Here is a 20,593-nt window from a genome sequence, read left to right on the forward strand (position 1 = left end):
GGCGCGCTCTGAGCGAGCGGCACCGCTTTACGAAGTACGCAAGCTAGCGCGATGGCGGTTGTGGGCCGGCTGGTAGGCGGCCATTATTCCTTCTGGCCAAGCCACCCTGAGTCTGCTACCCGTGTCCTTGCGCCGCAAGGCAGGCAGGGGCGCAGCCAAATCGGCCACGACGGCCGCGCCGGCCTTACTTTCAACCCTCCAAACCTCCTTATTTTCGAAACATGATACAGCACACAGTCCGCCAGGCGGGCGTGGCAGCGGCCCTTTTACTGGCCGGCACGAGCGCCGCATGGGCGCAGGTTGGCCCCGGCACCCAGTGGACCAAAGACGGCTACGGCTACCTGCGGGTAGAAAAGGACGAAATAGTGCAGCTCGACGCCCGCAAAACGGGCCAGCCCCTCACCATCCTCAGCAAGCAGCAGCTCACGCCCCAGGGGGCCACCGCCCCGCTCAAAGTGCGGCGCTTCTCGCTGTCTGACGATGGCAAGCTGGTGCTGCTCAACACCAACACCAAGAAAGTATGGCGCTACGACACCCGCGGCGACTACTGGGTATACAACCGTAACAACCAGCAGTTGAGCCAATTGGGCAAAGGACGACCTGAGTCGTCGCTGATGTTTGCTAAGTTTTCACCCGATGGCAGCAAGGTGGCCTACGTGAGCGAGCACAACCTATTTGTAGAGAACCTGGCCGACCACGCCATTACCCAGCTCACCCAGGACGGCACCGACCGCCTCATCAACGGCACCTTCGACTGGGTGTATGAGGAGGAGCTGGACTGCCGCGATGGCTTCCGCTGGGCTCCCAACGGCCAGAGCCTGGCCTATTGGCAGCTCGACGCGACCAAGACACGCAACTACCTGATGCTCAACACTACCGAGCAGCTCTACCCCTACACCGTGCCCGTGGAGTATCCCGTGGTGGGCCAGGACCCCAGCCGCGCCCGCATTGGCGTGGTGCCGGTGGCCGGCGGCGCTACCAAGTGGATGGATATTCCGGGCGATGCCGTGCAGCACTACCTGCCGCGCATGGAGTGGGCCGGCCCGAGCGAACTCATTGTGCAGCAGCTCAATCGGCGCCAAAATGAGAGTAACATTATCCTGGTGAACACCGCCACCGGGGCGGCCAAGCCGATTTACAGCGAAACTGACAAGGCCTGGGTTGATGCCAAGGACGGGGCCGTGGGCTGGAACTGGATTGAGGGTGAAAAGCGCTTCGTGTGGGCCAGCGAAAAAGATGGCTGGCGCCACCTCTACGCCATCGACCGCACCGGCAAAGAGCAGCTGCTAACGCCTGGTAACTACGACGTTATCAGCGTCGAAACCATCAGCGAGGCTACGGGCACCATCTACTTTATGGCCTCGCCGGCCAACGCTACCCAGACCTACCTCTACAAGGTGGCGCTGAAGGGCGGCAAGGCCGAGCGCGTAACGCCCGCCGAGCAGGCCGGCTCCAACAACTACGACATCTCGCCCAACGGCAAAATTGCGCTTCATACTTACTCCAGCGCCGCCAGCCTGCCAGTGGCCGACGTGGTGAGCCTGCCCGCCCACCAGCGCCTGAGCGGCGGCGAAAAGCCCCAGGTACCCGCCGGCTTTAAGGTGCCCAAAACGGAGTTTTTCCAGGTGAAAACGGCCGATGGCGTGACCCTGGACGGCTGGATGGTGAAGCCCACCAACTTCGACCCCAAGAAGAAGTACCCGATTGTATTTTACGTATACGGCGAGCCAGCCAGCCAGACCGTAACCGACCGCTTTGGTACGGGGGCCAACCGCCTCTACCAGGGCAACATGGCCGATGATGGCTACATCTACGCCTCGCTCGAAAACCGGGGCGCGCCCGCCCCGCGCGGCCGCGAGTTCCGAAAGGCTATTTACCACAACATCGGCGCACTCAACATCCGCGACCAGGCGCTGGGCGCGCAGGAAGTGCTGAAAAACAGCTACGTAGATACCAGCCGCGTGGCGGTGTGGGGCTGGAGCGGCGGCGGCTCGTCTACGCTCAGCCTGCTGATGCAATACCCGAAAATCTACAAGACGGGCATCTCCATTGCGGCCGTTGACAACCAGCTCAATTACGACAACATCTACCAGGAGCGCTACATGGGCCTGCTGCCCGAGGACAAGCACTACTTTGTAGATAATTCGCCGCTGGCCCACGCCAAAGACTTACGCGGCAACCTACTGCTCATTCACGGCACCGGCGACGACAACGTGCACTACAACAACGCCGAGCAGATGATTAACGAGCTGGTTAAGAACAACAAAACGTTCCAGCTGATGAGCTACCCCAACCGCACTCACGGCATTTCGGAGGGCGAGGGCACCAGCCGCCACCTGTCCAGCACCTATACCAAGTTTTTGAAGGATAACTGCCCGCCCGGCGGGCGGTAGAATTTCACTGATAAGATGCGAATGCTGTTCAACTAGATGGATGGCGTTTATCGATAAAAAGGCCCCGCTTCCAGGTTGGAAACGGGGCCTTTTTTATAGCCTATTGTCTTTATAACCAAACTATTGCATGTGCACCCGGAACTGCCACACTTGCTTATCGAGGGCGTAGCTCAACTCTTGCAGCTGGTTGGAAGTCACCTCATCTACCTTGCTGAGGTGGTCGATGCGCTGGCGCACGCGCTTGGCCACGGTGGTAATGCGCTCGGTCATTAGGATAAGCACTTGCTTGTCTGAGAGATAGCCACCGGGGAAATCGCCCAGGTTGGCCGTGGCGGCCACTACGCCCGTGCGGCCGTCGATGGGGTTGCCCACTTGCAGCACGCGCTCGGCCAGCAGGTCGGCGTACTTGCGGTACTCGTCGGCGTTTTCTTGCAGCTTTTCGTGCAGCGGCAGGTAAAGGGGGCCGCGTAGGTTCCAGTGGCTCTGCTTGGACTCGTGAAACAGCTCCAGCAGCTCCACTACGGTGGCTTGCAGGTCGTCGGTGACGGGCTTGCGCTTATCGACTTCTACCGGGATTTGGGCGTCGGCGGCGGGGTTGCGGTAGTCGAGCTTACCGGTGGGGTCGGCGGGCGGCGTGGGGGTGTTGTCGGGGGCCATAGTGCCGGCGGCAGCGGGGGCCGAGCGCCGGTTTTGGGCGGCGGCTTCGCGGGGGGCGTTCAGGGCCAGCACGGCCACCGCGGCGGCCAGGAAATATAGTTTCATCTGTAAAAATTGAAGAGAGGTAAAAGGTAAGTAGCGCTGAAAAACTGTGGCCTACTTTTGATTAACTGGTCCTTCAACGGGCCAGTGCCTTATGACTTTCTTAGGAAATAATTAAAATATGCTTAAAAAATAGCCCCTTGCGGGCACGCCAGCATCCAACCGGCGCGCGGGGCCGTTACCGGCTCAGCAACGAGTACTAGCTGCACCGCAACAGTGCGTAGCATCTCATCGGCAACTTTTATAGCTTAGCTTCTATCTTGGTATGGCAATGCAACTGTTATTGATTGAAGACGAGCCTGGTATTGCCCGGTTTGTGAAGCAGGGGCTGGAGGAGGAAGCCTACCTGGTGGACGTGGCCGACAACGGCCCCGACGGCCTGGCCCGCGCCCTCACCCAGCCCTACGACCTGCTGCTCATCGACTGGATGCTGCCCGGCCTCACCGGCCTGGAAGTGTGCCGGCAGCTGCGCGCCCAAGGCATGGCGGCCCCCATCCTTTTTCTCACCGCCAAAGACACCGTGGCCGATACCGTGGCCGGCCTGCAAGCCGGGGCCAACGACTACATCAAGAAGCCGTTTCACTTTGAGGAGCTGCTGGAGCGCATTCGGGTGCAGCTGCGGCCCGCGGCGGCCGGGCCGCTGGAGCAGTTTGGGGTGGGGCCGATTATGCTCGACGTGGGCACCCATCAGGTGCACAAAAACGGGGAGGAAATTGCCCTTACCCAGAAAGAATTTGCGCTGCTGGAGTACCTGCTGCGCCACAAAGGCAAGGTGTGCCGCCGCCAAAGCATTATCGAAAACGTGTGGGACATTCACTTTGAGTACAACACCGGCGTGCTCGACGTGTACATGAACGCGCTGCGTAAGAAGCTAAAGCTCAGTAAAGAAGAGGAATACCTGCACACTATTCGCGGCATTGGCTATGTCGCCCGCGACTAACATGAGCCTGCGTTTTAAGGACCGCATTGCCCTGCACTACATGCTGGCCACCGCCGCGCTGGTGGCGGCCGTGTACCTGGTAGTGTTTGGGGTGGTGCGCCACCGCGTGTATACCGACCTCGACAGCAACCTGCGCTTTGAGGCCACCAAGCACATGGGCGAGCTGGCGGTAGCGGGCCCCACCATCCGCTTTGCCAACCGCAGCGAGTGGGAGGAGCGCGAGCATCTGGAGGTGCAGGTAGACCCGGTTTTTATTCAGGTGAACGACGCGCGCGGGCACCTCACCGACCGCTCGCCCAACCTCAAGGCCGACCAGCTGGCCTTTGACGCCACGCCGGGCTGGCACGCGCCCCGCAACTCGGAGCTGCGCGGCAAGGCCCTGCGGCAGCTGCAAGTGCCGGTGGCGCGGGGCGGGGCCACGGTGGGCTACCTGCTGGCAGCCATTTCGTCGGAGGCGGCGCAGCACGTGCTTAATAGCTTGAAAATGGTGCTGCTGGGGTCGTTTCCGGTGGTGCTATTGGTGCTCTTCGGCCTGGCGCGGGGGCTGGCGGGGCGCAGCATTGCGCCCATCACGCAGATTACGGCGGCCACCAACCGCATCACGCGCACCAACCTGGCCGAGCGCGTGGCCCTGCCGCCGCGCCCCGATGAGCTACACACGCTGGCCAGCGCCATCAACGGCCTGCTGCACCGCGTGGAGCAGGCCGTGGAGCGCGAAAAGCAGTTTACCGCTGATGCCTCGCACGAGCTGCGCACGCCGCTGGCCGTGCTGCGGGGCACCCTGGAAGTGCTGGTGCGCAAGCCCCGCACGGTGCCCGAGTACGTGGCGAATATCTCGCTCGGCATTCAGGAAATTGACCGCCTCACTCACCTCGTGGACCAGCTGCTGCTGCTGGCCCGCTTCGAGAACCACGCCAAGGCTCTCAATCACCGCGAGCTGGCCGTAGGGAGCTGCGTGCACGACGTGCTGCACCGCCACCGCAATAGCCTCAGCAACAAACACATCCGAATAGAGGTGCAGGACCCCGACCCCACCCCCATCACCTCCGACCCCTACCTGGTCGATTTGATTCTGGACAATGTGCTGGCCAATGCCGTTAAGTATTCGCCGGCCGGCTCGGCTATTACGGTGGTGCTGGCACGGGCCGGCCAGTGGCTTTGCTGCACTATCAATGATGAGGGCATCGGCATCCGGCCCGAGGAGTTGGACAAGATTTTCGACCCCCTCTACCGCTCCGATGCCCTGAGCCACAAGCACATCGGGGGTACTGGCCTGGGTTTGTCCATCGTGGCCAAGGCCAGCACGCTCCTGGGCATCGAGCTGGCGGTGGCGAGTGCGCTGGGGCAGGGCACGGCATTTACGCTGCGCTTTCCGGCTTAGCTACTGCGGTTGCTAAGTCAGGCTACGTACGCCGGTTAACGGGCGCGATGCCCGCACGACTGGCCGAGTGGCGCATACGTCAACCGGTCCGCCGGCTTCGCCGGCGGACCGGAACAACGATTTAGAATATTTAACAATCTATTGATTATCAATAAGTAACTCAGCTAAAGCCACCTGCAACGTGGCGAGCGACTCGCCGGCGTCGGGCGGCAGGCCCAGCAGCCGGGCCACTGCCTGGCACACCACCGCCGGGCCCGCCGGATGGCCCAGGATGCCGGTTTCGCCCGCCGACTGGGTCGATTTGCTCAGCTTCTGCCCCGCGGCATCGGTGAGCAAGTTGTGGTGAAAGAACTGAATACCTTGCTGGTTAAACTTCTTTAAATCAGAAACTTGATTGGCGAGCCATAGCTGCGCCGCTGTGCTGGGCAGTAGGTCGTGGCCGCGCACCAGGAGCGTGGTGCCCAGCCGCAGGTCGTCTACTACTGAAGCCAACTGGTAGGCAACTACGCCATCTTTTTTGCGCACCACAAAATCGGGCATTGCGACGGCCAGCGGTACGCGCACGGCTCCTTGCCCACCATCGGCCCACTGGATGCCGGTATCTGCCGGCACCCGCGCCCGCCAGGCTGCGCCAGGCGTTGCTAGCGGTACGGGCGCGGCGGCCCCGCCCATGCGCGAGCGGGGGCTACCGTAGAGCAAGCCCGGCTGGTGCGCTAGCCGCCGCAGCGCTTGGTTATACTCGGGCAAGTGCAGCAGCTGCGAGTGGTGTCGCAGGAACTCATCGGGGCCAGTTGGCCCATAGTCATAATCAATTTTCAACCAATCAATTACCTCAAATACATTGTCGAGGTAAGCGCGGCGCAGGCGGGCCCGGTCAAGGTCGTCGATGCGCAGGTGCAGCGTGCCGCCGGCCTGGCGCACCAGCAGCCAGGTAAGCACGAAATTGACAGCGTTACCCAGGTGCAGGTAGCCGCTGGGCGTGGGCGCCAGCCGGCCGGTTATTCGTTGCTCGTTACACGATTCTTGTTTTCCGACGAGCAAACTCATGCCAAGAATCGGGCTGTAATTTCGGCAGGAGTCAGTTCGTAGTACGTGCCGTCCTTTCTTTTCTGCCGGTTGAAATACTTGTAACTATAACTGCCGAAGCAATTTAGCTTCAGCAATTCGTGGTAATAATCATGCAGGTAAAACTGACTTAATTGTTCGACAAACGACAGGTTCTGCCACGATTTGGTCGGTTCTTCAAACGGGTTGGTGAGTCGATTGATAAGTTCGGCTACTTCATCCTTCGTTATATTTTCAACCCGCACCGGCGGGGGCAGCGAGAGTCGAAAAGCCAGTTCTTCTTTACTGCCGCTTTCGTAGTATTCAAACAAGTCACTTTCGGAAACCTCCCTATCAATCAGCTCCTTAAGATGCTCAAGCACCACCTTTATCCCGGCCTCATCACCTTAGTCGCTGGCGGCGTCGTACGCAGTTAGTAGTTGTACTACTCGCGGGTAGCGCTGCTCAGCCCTGCTCAGTTGCGGCTCCAGCTCTGGGCGAAGCGACTTAAAATCAGGGCTGTTGCTTTCCATAGTGCGTTGCGAGGGTTACGCCTACTCCACCACTATCCACGGCTCACCTTCGGTGTGAGCTTGCAGTTCGCCAAAGCATTCCAGGGCCAGCCCGTACTGGGCAAACACGGCCTGGGCCGCCGCCTCGGCCGCGCCGGGCTCTACGCAGACCAGCAGGCCGCCCGAGGTTTGGGGGTCGCAGAGGTAGAATTTCTGCTCGTCGGTGAGCTGGCCGATTTTGTGGCCATAGCTCTGGAAATTGCGGATGGTGCCGCCGGGCACCGCGCCTTGCAGCAGGTAGCGCTCGGCCGCGGCCAGGCGCGGCACGTGCAGGTATTGAATAACAGCTTGCAAATCACTGCCTTCGCACACCTCCGAAAGGTGACCCAGCAGACCAAAGCCCGTGACGTCGGTCATGGCTTTTACGCCCGGAATCTCGCCCAGGTCGGCCCCGATTTTGTTGAGCTGGCGCATTTGGGCCGGGGCCACGTCGGCATCTTCGGGCCGCAGAATCTCGCGCTTTTGCGCCGTGGTCATAATGCCCACGCCCAGCGGCTTGGTGAGGTAGAGGCGGCAGCCGGCAGTGGCGGTGTCGTTGCGCTTCAGGTTTTGCTCGCTCACCAGGCCCGTCACGGCCAGCCCAAAAATGGGCTCGGGCGAGTCGATGCTGTGGCCGCCGGCCAGCGGAATGCCCGCCTCGGCGCAAATGGCGCGGGCCCCCTCAGTTACGCGGGCCGCTACCTCGGGCGGCAGCTTGTCGATGGGCCAGCCCAGCACGGCGATAGCCAGCAGCGGCCGCCCGCCCATAGCATACACGTCGGAAATGGCATTGGCCGAGGCGATGCGCCCGAAGTCGAAGGCATCATCGACGATGGGCATGAAGAAGTCGGTGGTGCTGATGACGCACTGGCCGGCCTGGTTGGGCAGGCGGTACACGGCCGCATCGTCGCGGCTGCCGTTGCCCACCAGCAGGTTGTCATAGTTGGGCTGGGGCAGGCTGCTGTGCAGGATTTTGTCGAGCACGCTGGGCGCAATTTTGCAGCCGCAGCCCGCGCCGTGGCTGTATTGGGTGAGGCGGATTTGGTCGAGTTCGGGCGTCATAGGTAGAAGGGCGTAAGCAGGTACTAACCGGCCAGCGGTCGTTTTTCTTTTAAATCGACCAGGCGGCATTTTGCAACACCACCCGGTAGCCGTCGGGGTCGGCAAAGGTGCGGCCCTGGCGGTCCCAATACGCATTGTGGGCCGGCACCGCCGGGTAGCCGTGCGCCTGCATCCGGGCTACGGCTGCTTCCCAGGTGGCACGCTCGGGCAGGTAGAAGACCAGCAGGTTTTCGGCCGTGGGCGCGGGCGGCACCGCGTGGCCCACCTGCTGGGTAAACTCCAGGTGATACGGGGCCTGCGGCTGGCCCACGATCAGGCCATCGAAGCCATCGTGGCCCGAAAAGGCATACAACTCACTAAGGCCCAAGCCATCTACGTAGAAGTGACGCAGGGCGGCCAGGTTATTGGTTGGCCGCGCCACTCGGAGCTTTTGATTCATAAATAACTGATATTCAATAATTTATTGAAATACTTCCCCTGCCTACGATACCACTATTTCACGAAGTAGTACACCTTCAAGGTATTGGTAAGTGCGGCTATTACTTCTTGTTTCTTCATGCCAGCGCTCAGCTTCGTAGAAGTAAATTTTGCATTGTGGAAAATCACTGTTATTAAAGAAGTTATGGATAAAATCTATAATAGCTTCTTGCTCAGTAGACTCGGTAATGTAATAAATGCTGATAACAAGTGGCACCGTAAAGCTGCCTGGTAAAACCTGAAGCGAGCTAGAATCGCTATGAAATGGCCGACGGCTTGGTTGAAAGACAAAACTGCTTTGCAATGCCGCTTCTAACATTTTTACCTCTGCCAAGTGCGACCAATTCAGGGTATACTCATAGCCGATAAATGGCAATTTCTGGCCCGCTTGTTTGGCGGCGTAATATTCCGCTTCATTCAGACATTCTAGGCATTTACCATGCATGACACGTGGGCGATAGCGAGTATATATATTCGCCATAGAGCCTAATAATGGAACACCAGCGAAGTAATAAGAGGCTGTGCGCTTGTAGCAGGAGATGCATAGGCAATTATCCCCCACTTTGCGATGGGGTACAAATCGTTTCTCTGATAAATTTTGCGCTAGGTGTTTACAAGTCCATGCAACTTCTTGCAGTCCATGCTTAGAGCAATCTATCATTCCCATAGACCTGCTACTTAAGTCGATGAAGTGCTTGGCTGTGCAACATTATTCTTTACAGTTGCCAGCACCAGCGCCGCATTCACCGCCGCATCTACCCCCTCGGTAGCCACCGTCACGGCGGGGCGGCCGGTGAGGCCGTAGCCGTAGGTTTTGTCGTAGTAGGCCAGCACCAGGTCCACCATGCGGGGCATGTCGTTGTCGGCAATGGCCCCGAGAGCTTCTTTAGTAACGAGGCCACCCAGCCGCTTGCTCAGGCGCAGCACGGCCGCGGCCAGCCCGGCGGCATCCTGGCGGCCGTAGTTGGCGGCTAGGTACTGCACGCGGGCTTCGCGGGGCACGTTGAGCACCAGCAGTGGGGCGGCCTGCATTTGGGCAAAGAAGGACGTGGGCAGGGTGAGGCTACCGATGCTGCGGCTCTCGTCCTCCACCCAAATGGGGCGGTCGGTGGGCAGGGCGGCCAGCGCAGCGGCGAGGTCGTTTTCAAATTGTTCCTGGGTGGGCTGCGGCGGCTGGCCCAGCGCCCCAAACGACGAGCCCAGGTGGTTGGCCAGGCCCTCCAGGTCAAGCACCGGCTCGCCCTGGGCGGCGAGGGCGTGGAGCACGGCGGTTTTGCCGCTGCCGGTGTAGCCGCCCAGCACGCGCAGCTGGTGCGGACGGGCCAGCTCATCGAGGGCCCAGCGGCGGTAATCTTTGTAGCCTTTGTCGAGCAGATTCACGTGCAGGCCGCCCAGTTCCAGCAGCCACTGCACGGCCCCGCTGCGCATGCCGCCGCGCCAGCAGTGCAGGCGCACTTCCTGGCCAGGGGCCAGCTTGCGGGCCTCCTCCACCATGGTGCGCATTTTGGGGCCGAAGAAGTCGAGGCCCAGCAGCACGGCCTTGTCGGGGTTCACCTGCTTATAGGTGGTGCCGATGCGGGCGCGCTCCTCATCGGTGAAGAGCGGCAGGCTGAGCGCCCCCGGAATGTGGCCCTGCGCATACTCGGCCGGGGCGCGTACGTCAAGGATGGGGCCAGCGGCGGCGGTCAGAAAATCGGTAATCGGGTGGCGGGGCATGGGCAGGTAATAGGATAGTCAAACTTACGGGGCGAGCGGCCGGGTGGGTGCAAACCACGGGCGGGCCAGCGACACCACCAGCCCTTAACGTCGCTTTTTCGTTCTGCGGGTAACTCACCTTCCCGGCGCGGGCAGTAAGTTTGCAGCTAATTCGCGCTAATCCCGCCGGGCTTCCGGCCGGCTTATCGTACGCTTTCGCTAATGCTGACAGCTTTTCTCGTCTTCTTCCCGCTTGCCGCCGCCCTCCTCCTGCACTTCGCCAAAGGTGGCGCGGCCCGCGCTCTGGCCCTGGGGGCTTCCTTCCTGGAATTGGCCGCGGCCGTGTTTGCGGCCATCGCCTACGTTCGCAACGGGCCGGCCGGCTTCGACCTCAACCTCAGCTGGATACCGTCGGCGGGCATCAATTTTCACCTCGGCATTGATGGCTTAAGCTTGTGTTTGGTGCTGCTCACCACAGTGCTAGTGCCCATTATTCTGGCCACCGCCTTCCGGCACGAAGAATACGAGAATCCCGGCGCGTTCTACGCCCTGGTGCTGTTTATGCAGACCGGCCTGTTGGGTGTGTTCACGGCCATGGATGCGTTCATGTTCTATTTCTTCTGGGAAGTGGCGCTGATTCCGATTTATTTCCTGGCCGGGGCCTGGAGCCGCCATGAGCGCCGCATCCAGATTACGTTCAAGTTCTTCCTGTACACCATCATCGGCTCGCTGTTTATGCTGGCCGGCTTCGTGTATCTGTATCTGCAAACCAGCCCAATGGCCGGCTCGCTGGCTGCGCATTCGTCTGATATTCAGGCTATGTATGCTGCGGGCAAGCAATTGGCTGCTTCCGACCAGGCGTGGCTGTTTTGGCTCATCTTCGCCGCCTTCGCTGTGAAGATGCCGATTTTCCCCTTCCACACCTGGCAACCTGATACCTACACCGAGTCGCCAGCCCCGGCTACCATGCTGCTTTCGGGCATCATGCTGAAAATGGGCATCTACGGCTGCCTGCGCTGGTTGCTGCCCGTGGTACCACTCGGCGTGAGCCAGTGGCAGCAGGTGGTGATGGTGCTGGCCATTATCGGTATCATCTACGGCGCCATCATCGCCATCCGGCAGCGCGACATGAAGCGGCTCATCGCCTACTCGTCGCTCTCGCACGTAGGCCTCATGATTGCCGGCGTGTTCTCGCTGAAAGCCATCGGCCTGCAAGGTGCGGTGGTGCAAATGCTGGCCCACGGCGTGAACGTAGTGGGTATGTTCCTGGTGGCCGATGCCATTGAGCGCCGCACCGGCACCCGCGATTTGGCCGACCTCGGTGGCCTCACGCGCCGCACGCCGCTGCTCTCGGTTTGCTTTCTCGTCATGCTGCTGAGCACCGTGGCGCTGCCGCTCACCGGCGGGTTTGTGGGCGAATTCCTGCTGCTGGCGGGCGTGTACGAGTTCAACATGTGGGCCGGGGCCATTGCGGGCCTCACCATTATTTTCTCGGCCGTGTACTTGCTGCGCATGTATCAGCGCGCTATGCTCGGGCCCGATTCGGCTTACTCTGAGACGATAACCGACCTCACTGGGGCCGAGTTGGGCATGTTTGTCCCACTTATCGTGCTGGTGTTTTGGCTGGGCTTGTTCCCCGGTACGTTCCTGCATTTGTCGGAGCCAACTATCAGCAGCATCCTGACGGCCGTCGGCCGGTAATACCTTATTGTCATGCTGAGCGGGCGAGAACGTCATGCTGAGCTTGTCGAAGCATCTCTACCACGCCGCTAGGTTAGTAATTCAACGAAGCGGTAGAGATGCTTCACTGCGTTCAGCATGACGTTCTTTTTTCAGCGCGACGTTCTTCTTCGAAGTCTAGTATGCTCCCTATCGTTCTCCTCTCCGCTTTCGGCATCATCAACCTGTTCTTAGGCTTTATGCGCTCCAACCGGGCGCTGCTGCCGTTTGCGCTGGTGGTGCTGGCCCTCGTATTCGGTGTCAACCTGCTCGACTGGAACCACGCCGGTAGTATTGCGGGCTTGTTCGACTCGCCCTACGTGGCGCAGATGCTGACCGTGGACAACTACTCGGTGGCCTTCAGCGGCATTGTGCTGCTCACGGCGCTGGTGCTGCTGCCCTTCTCGCGCTCCTATGTGGTGGCCGGCGAGCCCAACCTGGCCGAGTACTACTCGCTGCTGCTGTTCTCGCTGGTGGGCGCCATTATGATGGTGAGCTACAACCACCTCATCATGCTGTTTGTGGGCATTGAAATCCTGAGTATCAGCATGTACTGCCTGGCGGGCTCCGACAAGCGCAACGTGCGCTCCAACGAAGCAGCCCTCAAATACTTCCTGCAAGGCGCATTTGCCACTGGTATTCTGCTCTTCGGCATTGCGTTGGTGTACGGCGCTACCGGCACCTTTCAGCTCAACGAGCTGGCCGCCGCCATTGCCACGCCCGCCAATGCCAGCCTGCAATCCATGCTGTATGTGGGTGTGCTGATGATGGTTATTGGCATCGGCTTTAAAGTATCGGCCGCGCCCTTCCACTTCTGGACGCCCGACGTGTACGAGGGTACGCCCACGTTCTTCACCGCCTTTATGAGCACGGTGGTGAAAACCGCCGGCTTCGCCGCTTTCTTAAAGCTGCTGCTGGTGGCCCTGCCCGGCACCAGCGCCGTGTGGCTGCCCACCATCGTGGCCATGTGCGTGCTTACGCTGCTACTCGGCAACGTGGGCGCGGCCGTGCAAACCAGCGCCAAGCGCATGCTGGCTTATTCCAGCGTGAGCCACGCCGGCTACCTGCTACTGGGCCTCGTGGCCGGCCGCGGCCAGCTGAGCGGCCCCGCTGCGCAGGGTATCTTCTTCTACAGCCTGGCCTATTCCATCGCCACAGTGGCCGCGTTCGGCGTGCTCAAGCTCGTGTCGGACCAGCGCCAGCGTGAGGACTACGCCGGCCTCGCGGGCCTGGCGCGTACCAACCCGTTGCTGGCTTTTGTGATGACGGTGGCCATGCTCTCGCTGGGCGGCATTCCGCTCACGGGCGGCTTCTTTGGTAAGTTCTTCATTTTCACGGCGGTGGTAGCTCAGGGTTACATCTGGCTAGTGGTGTTCGCGGTGCTCATGAGCATGGTGGGCATCTACTACTACCTGCGGCCCGTAATTGCCATGTACATGCGCCCCGCTGAGCTAGGGGCCGATGCCCCGATTGTGGTCGATGGCTTTCAGTCGGCCACGCTGGTGCTGCTGGCCATTATGACGCTGGTACTGGGTATCCTACCTGGCTTCTTAAGTAACTTGCTATAAGTTATTATCGGACAACTAGTTACGAAAAAAGGCCACTGCAAGCAGTGGCCTTTTTTCGTTGTGCGCTTATTGCCTTCGAGCAGCTAGGCAACCGGGGCCGACTGCCCCACATTTTCCTGGATGGCGGGCGGCGTGGGGTTGTACTGCGTGGTGGCGGTGGCTTGCTCGGCGGCGCGCTTGCCTTTGTCGTCCTTCATATCGCGGCGGTTGAAGGGCCGGATAATCAGGCGCAGCGCCTGGTCGGAGCTGAAGTAGCTGAAGGCCCAGTCTACCAGCGCCACCACCTTGTTGCGGAAGCCCACCAGCAAAATCAGGTGGATAAACAGCCACGCCAACCAGCCTATAAAGCCCTTGAAATGCACGTTCCCGGGCATATCCACCACGGCTTTGTTGCGGCTGATGATGGCCATCACCCCCTTATTAATATAGTTGAATTCCTTGGGCGTTTCGCCGCGCATGGCGCGCTGGAGGTTTTCGGCTAGCAAGGCGGCTTGCTGCTGGGCCACGGGAGCCAGCATGGGCAAGCCCTTGGGCATCTCAGTGGTTACCATGTTGGCCACGTCGCCAATGGCGAAGATGTTGGTGTGGCCCTGCAGCTGGTTCCAGCGGTTCACGTTCAGGCGCTTGTTGCGGGTCACGGCCTCGTCGGGCAGGCCGGGCAGGGCGGCCCCGTTTACACCGGCGGCCCACACCATGTTTTCGGTCGGAATAAACTCGGTGTCCGAGTAGTACGCCTTGCCGTCTTCAAAGCGCGTGATGGCCGTATTGAGGCGCACCTGCACGCCCAGCTCGTCGATGTAGCGCTTGGCATCATCCTGCGAGGCTTTCGACATGGGGCCCAGCAGCGCCGGGCCAGCCTCTACCAGGAAAATCTGCATCTTTTGCAGGTCCAGCTCGGGGTAGTCCTTGGGGAGCACGTGCTTGCGCATTTCGGCCAGCGAACCGCTGATTTCAACGCCCGTGGGGCCGCCGCCCACCACCACAATATTCAGCAGCGCCTGCTTTTTATCGGGGTCAGTTTCGAGTAGCGCCTGCTCGAAGTTTTGGAAAATGAAGCTCCGCAAATTGAGGGCATTCGGAATGCTCTTTATCTGCATTGCGTTTTTCTCGATGCTCTCAATTCCGAAAAAATTGGTGAGCGAGCCGGTCGCAATCACCAGGTAGTCGTAGCTGATATCCCCGATGCTCGTCTGCACCGTGTTGGTGGCGGGCATTACCCCGCGCACATCCGCCATGCGGTAGTAGAAGTTCTTTTGGCCCGCAAAAATCTTGCGCACCGGGTAGGCGATGCTATCAGCTTCGAGCGCGCCGGTGGCCACCTGGTAGAGCAGCGGCTGGAAGTTGTGATAGTTGTTGCGGTCTACCATCACTACCTGCACGGGCGCGTCGGCCAAGTCTTGCGCCAGCTTGAGGCCCCCAAAGCCGCAGCCCACTATCACTACGCGCGGCTGCGCCGAAACCGGAAGATTCGTATCCATCAGAAAAAGCAAAAGGTGGCAATTGACTGCCACCTTGCTTAACCCGAAAACCCTGGTTGAGGTTATCTATTTTGCTTCAATAGTGCTTAGTAATCAATGCCTTCCTTCTTCTTGAACTCGCCATCCTTCACCTGCTTCACCAGCTTGAGCCAGCTAAAGGGATTCAGCAACGGGTTGTTGCTCTGCAAGTTAGGCGCAATACCCATGCGGCGGTCGAGGTCGTACTGCTGCTGCGACATCGTCTGGCGGTAGTTGGCGGTGGGGCCCATGGGCTGCGAGTTGAAAATCTTGCGCATCAGGTCCTCGTTCAGGTTTTCGGCCGCGGCCGAGCCCCGCTCGTTGGGCATGCGCAGCGCCAGAAAGGCCCGCTTGAACTCCTTTTCGGTGGCGTAGGGAAATACCCGCACATCGGGCAGGATGGTAGGGTCTTCCTTCAGGGAGATGATAACCGAGAAGCTTTGGCGCTGATAATCAGCGGGTACCACAATGGTTTGGTTGCGGTAGCCCAGCGAGCGTATTACAATGCTGTCGCCCGCCAGCACGGGCGTCGAGAAGTAGCCGTAGGCATTGGTGGTGGTGCCGCGCCCGGCCTTAGGCACGTACACCGACGCGCCGGGCACGCCCAGTAGGCTGTCGCCGCTTGCCACAATGCCCGTGAACTGCACCACCCGGCGCTTACCCTGCGCCCAGGCACGGGGCGCGGCCAACAGCCCGGTCAGCACGACCAGGCTCAGTAGCAAAAGGAAACGGCGGCTATTCACAGGAGGCGGGGTTAGCAAAAGGATACAGAACAAATATACGAACCTGCCCGCCGCGCTGGTCGTACTTTTGGGTACCAGCCCGGCCGGGCTCGGCCATTCTGAACGGTAGATGCGCGTAAAACATTTCCCGGTTGCATTCGGGCAGCAGCTTTTTAAGGCGCTCGGCGATGAGAGCCGCGTACGGATGCTCCATTTGCTGTGGCGCAACCACGAGATGGTGGTCGGCGACCTAGAGCAAGTGCTTGATTTTACGCAGACTAAAACCTCGCGCCAGCTGGCTTACCTCAAAAACGCCGGCCTGGTAGGCGTGCGCCGCCTAGATAACTGGATGTTCTATTTCCTGCGCGACGAAACTGCCGAGCTGCTGCACCAGTTACTGGGCTTAATGGAGCGCGACCCCCAGCTCGTGCGCGACCAGCAAGTGTACCAGACCCTGTGGAGCAACCGCGAGCTGGCCGCCTATAAAATCCAGAACCGCCGCTGGCTACCCTCTTCCTGAATGAAGAACTTGGAATGAAGAGTGAAGAATTGTTACTAGCGTAATTCTTCATTGCTAATTCCTCATTCCCAATTAAATACCTTATGTCTGACCGCCGCATATTCGTTTGTACCAATCAAAAATCGGGTGTTGGGGAGGACGTCGCCAAGGCCCTCAAAAAAGAACTCAAAGCTCAGCACGTCAAATCCATCGTGCTCGATGGCCAGGAAGTAGATACCCGCATCCAGACCTGCAACTGCCTCGACCGCTGCAAGCACTGCAAAAAGGGCCCCGGCGCGGCCCTGGTCATCTACCCGGCCGGCGTGTACTTCAACAATGCCCAGCCCAAAGACGCCGCCCGCATTGTGCAGGCGCTGGCCACCGGCTTATTCGCTGATAAATAGTCGCTTAGCACCCCATGAAAACCTACCGCCACCTGTTTTTCGACCTCGACCACACGCTCTGGGATTTTGAAACCAACGCGAATGAAACGCTGGAGCAGCTGTTTGCCGACTACGAGCTGGCCCGCCACGGCCTGTTCACGTTTGCCGAGTTCAGCCAGCGCTACAGCGAAGTGAACCAGGCGCTCTGGCGGCTGTACCAGAGCAACAAGGTGACGCAGAAGCAGTTGCGTGAGGCACGCTTTTCGCGCACGCTCACCCGGCTGGGCATGGCCGAGGCCGATATTCCGGGGGATATCTCGGCGCGCTTCACCGATATTCTGCCCCGTAAGGCGGCCGTGTTTCCGCACACCCACGAGGTGCTGGGCTACCTCAAAAACAAGGGCTACCAGCTGCACCTGATTACCAACGGCTTCGAGGATGTGCAGCACGTCAAGCTTACCTCCTCCAACCTCACCCAGTATTTCGAGGAAGTCATCACCTCCGAGCACAGCGGCCATCTCAAGCCCGACCCGCGCATGTTTGCCCACGCGCTGGCCCGCACTGGCGCCACCGCCGCCGAAAGCCTGATGGTGGGCGATAACCTGGAGTGCGACGTGCTGGGCGCCTACAACGCCGGCATCGACCAGGTGTACTTCAACCCCACCCGGCGCCGGCACTTCGCCCAAACCACCTACGAAATCAGCAGCCTCGATGAGCTGCGTGGATTTCTCTAACCCCCGCTAGTGCGGCTACCTCGCGCCTCGCTGGTAGCTAGCCTCATCGCTGCATAGTCAGCCCCTAGTAGTGGCCCGCGCCGCTGCTGTTTTACTAGTTTATTACTTGGCTAAAAACCAGGTATTTATACGGTGAAATAGCAGCGGCGCGGGCCTTTATTTTGCACTCTGCTAGGCGCACTAGTACGTGCGCATAGTGCTAAGGTGTTGTAGTAAATTCTTTAAAATACTTTCAACCAATTAGTTGTCACCAATAAATGAAAGAGCTGGCTTTTATTTTATGCGTTGTCATCAGGTAAAAATTATATTTTTACCTGATTTTACATCAATTAAATTACCAATCCTTATCCTGCGATAATAATGGCTGGGTATCGCATGCATGCGCGACTGTGCCGCCCGTGCAATTCTGCCCACGCTACTATCCATTTCGCTTGACACAGCGGCCTTTTCTTCTCCCTCTTTTCACCTTTTTTACTTTCACTTCATGGAGCCAATTTTAGGAGAAATCCGGGCCGTCGGCTTCAACTTTGCCCCCTATAACTGGGCGCTCTGCGACGGCTCACTGTTACAGATTCGTCAAAACACCGCCCTGTTTTCGCTGCTGGGCATCACCTACGGCGGCGATGGCCAAAACACTTTTGGCCTGCCCGACCTGCGCGGCCGGGCCGTGGTACACGTTGGCCAGGGCCCGGGCCTGAGCCGCTACACCCAGGGCCAAGTGAGCGGCACCGAAAACGTGACGCTGAACGCCCCACAAATGCCCACGCACACCCACGGCCTTGGCCCGGATACACGCGTTGCGGCGAATAACACGACCGGCAACCTGCCATCGCCGGCCAACAACTTCCTGGCCGGCAGCGGCAGCATCAGCCAGTACGGCGAAGAATCGGACGGCACACTTATGGCGCCCAACCTGATTGCGGGCACCAGCAGCAGCGCGGGCGGGGCCGAAGGCCACTCCAACATGATGCCTTACGTGGTCACGAATTACATCATTGCCACCCGGGGCATCTTCCCCCAGCGCCCCTAATCTTCTGATTCACCATGGAAAACTACTTAGGAGAAATCCGCATTTTCGGCGGCACGTTTGCCCCCGTGGGCTGGCTGGACTGTAGCGGCCAGCTGCTGGCCGTTAGCGAGAATGAAGCGCTGTTTATGCTGCTCGGCACCACGTACGGCGGCGATGGGCAAACCACCTTCGCCCTGCCCAACCTGCAATCGCGGGCGGCGGTGGGCATGGGCCAGGGGCCGGGCCTGAGCTATTACAGCCAGGGCCAGCCCGCGGGCACCGAAAACGTGACGCTGCTGGCCCAGCAGCTGCCGGCGCACCAGCACCTGCTGCAAGGCACCATCCAGGCCGTTACGGGCGGCACCGGGGTGAAGTCGCCCAAGCTGGCCTTATTTGGCGACCAAGGCAATGACCTGTTTGCGGCGGCGGGCAATGCCCCACTGGCGGCCGATGCGCTGACGCTGAAGGTTGCTCCGGCGGGCGGCAACCTGCCGCACGCCAATCTTCAGCCCACGCAGACTATCCGGTACATCATTGCCACGGCGGGATTATACCCCAGCCAGCAGTAGCCCCGGTTTCTTTCTTTCCCAGCTAAATCCCGCTTTTTTATGGATGCTTTTATTGGTGAAATCCGCATGATGGGTTTTGGCATCACTCCCCGCGGCTGGTTGCCGTGCGCCGGCCAGCTGCTGGCCGTGAGCTCAAACCAGGCCTTGTTTTCGCTGCTCGGTACCGCGTACGGCGGCAATGGCGTTCAAACCTTCGGCTTGCCCGACCTGCGCGGCCGGGTAACGCTGGGCTACGGCCCGGGCCAGCAGAACTACAACATGGGCCAGGCCGCCGGTTCGGAAAGCGTGACGCTGACGGCTACGCAAATGCCGGCGCACAGCCACGCCCTCACGGGTACCCTGCGGGCAACCCTGTCGCCCACCGGAGCCGACCCCGGCGGTAGTTACCCATCGCAAAGCACTGCCACCCAGTACAGCACGGGCACGGGCAATGCGAACATGAGCGGAGCTGCCTTGTCGGGGTCTATGGGCGTGGCCGGCGGCAGCCAGCCCCACGAAAACCGGCAGCCGGTGCTGGCGATGAACTATTGCATTTGCACGCAGGGCTATTTCCCGTCGCGCGGCTAAACCACTCCTTTGCCCTGGCGCGGCCGTGCCAGGGCTTTTTTAGTTCCCGTTTTTTTATGCGGCTTGCCCTCATCATCAGCAGCGTACTGGGGCTGCCCCTGTTGCAAGACCTTGCCTCGCAAGGAGTAGTGGCGGGGGTGGCCGTGCCCGTGACCGGGCACGAGGAGCCCGAGCAGCTGGCCCAGCTGGCCGCGGCCCTGGGGCTGCCAGTGCAGCGCCTGCGGCGGCCCGGCCTGGGTGCGGCCCTGGCGGCCTGGCTCGCGCCCCTGGCCCCCGATGCCGTGCTGGTGCTGACGCTGCCGTGGCGCATTCCGGCCAGCGTGCTGCGGCTGCCCCGCCTGGGCTTCCTCAACGTGCATTTTGCCGCCCTGCCCGGCTACCGGGGGCCGGAGCCCCTGTTCTGGCAGCTGCGCAATGGCGAAACGGCCGGCGCGGTGACGATACACCGCATGGAGGCCGACTTCGATACCGGGCCGGTGGCGGTGGCGGTGGCGGTGCCCATCGGGCCGCACGACACCCACGGCGTGCATCGGGCGCAGCTGGCCCAGTACGCCGTGGCGGCCGGCCGCCAGCTGCTGGCCGCCCTGCAAGCCGGCGAGCTGCCGCTGCAGCCCCAGGACGAAACCACGGCCCGATACTGGCCCCGGGCCAGCCTCCCCGATGTGTGCGTGCGCTGGGCCGAGCCGGCGGCAGTCATTGCGCGGTTGGTGCGCGCCGCCAACCCCTGGAACCGGGGCGCGGTAGCCACCCTGCGCGGGCAGCCCCTGCGCCTGCTGGGCGTCGCGCCCGTGGTGGGCAGCGTGCAGGCCCCGCCTGGCACCGTGGTGCGGGCCGATGCCGACCTGCTGGTGGCCTGCGCCACCGGCGAGCTGCTACGGCTCGACATGCTGGCCCTGGAGGAAGGCTACTTCACCGGGGCGCAGCTCGTGGGCCTGGGCATACGGGCCGGCGAGCTGCTCGGCGAGCTGGGAGCGGTGCCAACGCCTGCGCTGGTAGCGGTAGCCTCCCAATCGGGCTGATGCTTA

Annotated in this window: 21 protein-coding genes; 12 read left to right on the forward strand and 9 right to left on the reverse strand. The window is 60.7% G+C overall.

The genetic code is table 11. The annotated features are described in order from the left end of the window. Positions 1-221 precede the first annotated feature (221 nt). Positions 222-2,393, forward strand: a complete 2,172-nt coding sequence (locus ACYVGC_RS03400) for a S9 family peptidase (RefSeq protein ID WP_460582368.1) — start codon at positions 222-224, stop codon at positions 2,391-2,393. A gap of 120 nt (positions 2,394-2,513) precedes the next feature. Here ACYVGC_RS03400 and ACYVGC_RS03405 read toward each other — a convergent pair whose 3' ends face one another. Then, complete coding sequence (locus ACYVGC_RS03405; protein ID WP_460582369.1) at positions 2,514-3,155, reverse strand: Dps family protein; 642 nt, start codon at positions 3,153-3,155, stop codon at positions 2,514-2,516. A gap of 268 nt (positions 3,156-3,423) precedes the next feature. Between ACYVGC_RS03405 and ACYVGC_RS03410 the strand changes: the two genes are divergently transcribed. Both ACYVGC_RS03410 and ACYVGC_RS03415 read left to right on the forward strand, forming a co-directional pair. Beyond that, positions 3,424-4,092, forward strand: a complete 669-nt coding sequence (locus ACYVGC_RS03410) for a response regulator transcription factor (RefSeq protein WP_460582370.1) — start codon at positions 3,424-3,426, stop codon at positions 4,090-4,092. After that, positions 4,076-5,473 carry a sensor histidine kinase gene (locus ACYVGC_RS03415; RefSeq protein WP_460582371.1) on the forward strand — a complete coding sequence of 466 codons (1,398 nt, stop codon included), beginning with the start codon at positions 4,076-4,078 and terminating at the stop codon, positions 5,471-5,473. The genes ACYVGC_RS03410 and ACYVGC_RS03415 overlap by 17 nt, the downstream gene beginning before the upstream one ends. Before the next feature lie 138 nt (positions 5,474-5,611). Here ACYVGC_RS03415 and ACYVGC_RS03420 read toward each other — a convergent pair whose 3' ends face one another. From ACYVGC_RS03420 to mnmH, 6 genes are all read right to left on the reverse strand, one after another. Then, a complete protein-coding gene (locus ACYVGC_RS03420) occupies positions 5,612-6,520 on the reverse strand; it encodes a nucleotidyl transferase family protein (protein ID WP_460582372.1) in 909 nt (302 codons plus the stop codon). Continuing rightward, a complete protein-coding gene (locus ACYVGC_RS03425) occupies positions 6,517-6,900 on the reverse strand; it encodes a hypothetical protein (protein ID WP_460582373.1) in 384 nt (127 codons plus the stop codon). The genes ACYVGC_RS03420 and ACYVGC_RS03425 overlap by 4 nt, the downstream gene beginning before the upstream one ends. 171 nt (positions 6,901-7,071) lie before the next feature. Beyond that, on the reverse strand, positions 7,072-8,130 hold the full coding sequence (gene selD, locus ACYVGC_RS03430) for a selenide, water dikinase (RefSeq protein ID WP_460582374.1): 1,059 nt from the start codon (positions 8,128-8,130) through the stop codon (positions 7,072-7,074). A 49-nt stretch (positions 8,131-8,179) separates the two neighbouring features. After that, positions 8,180-8,569, reverse strand: coding sequence for a VOC family protein (locus tag ACYVGC_RS03435; RefSeq protein ID WP_460582375.1), 390 nt, complete (start codon positions 8,567-8,569; stop codon positions 8,180-8,182). Positions 8,570-8,611: 42 nt separating this feature from the next. Next, complete coding sequence (locus tag ACYVGC_RS03440) at positions 8,612-9,088, reverse strand: hypothetical protein (protein ID WP_460582376.1); 477 nt, start codon at positions 9,086-9,088, stop codon at positions 8,612-8,614. A 197-nt stretch (positions 9,089-9,285) separates the two neighbouring features. Beyond that, positions 9,286-10,323 carry a tRNA 2-selenouridine(34) synthase MnmH gene (gene mnmH, locus ACYVGC_RS03445; RefSeq protein WP_460582377.1) on the reverse strand — a complete coding sequence of 346 codons (1,038 nt, stop codon included), beginning with the start codon at positions 10,321-10,323 and terminating at the stop codon, positions 9,286-9,288. 201 nt (positions 10,324-10,524) lie between these two features. On the opposite strand from mnmH, the gene ACYVGC_RS03450 reads away from it, so the two are divergent. After that, positions 10,525-12,003, forward strand: a complete 1,479-nt coding sequence (locus ACYVGC_RS03450; RefSeq protein WP_460582378.1) for a complex I subunit 4 family protein — start codon at positions 10,525-10,527, stop codon at positions 12,001-12,003. A gap of 161 nt (positions 12,004-12,164) precedes the next feature. Next, a complete protein-coding gene (locus ACYVGC_RS03455; protein WP_460582379.1) occupies positions 12,165-13,589 on the forward strand; it encodes an NADH-quinone oxidoreductase subunit N in 1,425 nt (474 codons plus the stop codon). A gap of 83 nt (positions 13,590-13,672) precedes the next feature. Here the strand turns inward: ACYVGC_RS03455 and ACYVGC_RS03460 are convergent, their stop codons facing one another. Both ACYVGC_RS03460 and ACYVGC_RS03465 read right to left on the reverse strand, forming a co-directional pair. Then, positions 13,673-15,067 (reverse strand): NAD(P)/FAD-dependent oxidoreductase, encoded by a 1,395-nt coding sequence (locus ACYVGC_RS03460; protein WP_460582380.1) that lies wholly within the window; start codon positions 15,065-15,067, stop codon positions 13,673-13,675. Positions 15,068-15,153: 86 nt separating this feature from the next. Next, complete coding sequence (locus ACYVGC_RS03465) at positions 15,154-15,828, reverse strand: carboxypeptidase-like regulatory domain-containing protein (RefSeq protein WP_460582381.1); 675 nt, start codon at positions 15,826-15,828, stop codon at positions 15,154-15,156. Positions 15,829-15,937: 109 nt separating this feature from the next. On the opposite strand from ACYVGC_RS03465, the gene ACYVGC_RS03470 reads away from it, so the two are divergent. The 7 genes from ACYVGC_RS03470 (at position 15,938) to ACYVGC_RS03500 (ending at position 20,587) form a co-directional block, all read left to right on the forward strand. Then, positions 15,938-16,327: an ArsR/SmtB family transcription factor gene (locus tag ACYVGC_RS03470; protein WP_460582382.1), complete on the forward strand. Its 390-nt coding sequence runs from the start codon at positions 15,938-15,940 to the stop codon at positions 16,325-16,327. An 83-nt stretch (positions 16,328-16,410) separates the two neighbouring features. Further along, complete coding sequence (locus ACYVGC_RS03475; protein WP_460582383.1) at positions 16,411-16,710, forward strand: (2Fe-2S) ferredoxin domain-containing protein; 300 nt, start codon at positions 16,411-16,413, stop codon at positions 16,708-16,710. 14 nt (positions 16,711-16,724) lie between these two features. After that, on the forward strand, positions 16,725-17,423 hold the full coding sequence (locus tag ACYVGC_RS03480; protein WP_460582384.1) for a YjjG family noncanonical pyrimidine nucleotidase: 699 nt from the start codon (positions 16,725-16,727) through the stop codon (positions 17,421-17,423). Between the two features lie 484 nt (positions 17,424-17,907). Beyond that, positions 17,908-18,453: a phage tail protein gene (locus tag ACYVGC_RS03485; protein WP_460582385.1), complete on the forward strand. Its 546-nt coding sequence runs from the start codon at positions 17,908-17,910 to the stop codon at positions 18,451-18,453. A gap of 14 nt (positions 18,454-18,467) precedes the next feature. Continuing rightward, positions 18,468-19,001, forward strand: a complete 534-nt coding sequence (locus ACYVGC_RS03490; RefSeq protein WP_460582386.1) for a phage tail protein — start codon at positions 18,468-18,470, stop codon at positions 18,999-19,001. Positions 19,002-19,040: 39 nt separating this feature from the next. After that, positions 19,041-19,568: a phage tail protein gene (locus ACYVGC_RS03495; protein WP_460582387.1), complete on the forward strand. Its 528-nt coding sequence runs from the start codon at positions 19,041-19,043 to the stop codon at positions 19,566-19,568. 56 nt (positions 19,569-19,624) lie between these two features. Then, positions 19,625-20,587, forward strand: coding sequence for a methionyl-tRNA formyltransferase (locus ACYVGC_RS03500; RefSeq protein WP_460582388.1), 963 nt, complete (start codon positions 19,625-19,627; stop codon positions 20,585-20,587). Positions 20,588-20,593: the final 6 nt, after the last annotated feature.

The organism is Hymenobacter arcticus (assembly GCF_054779975.1).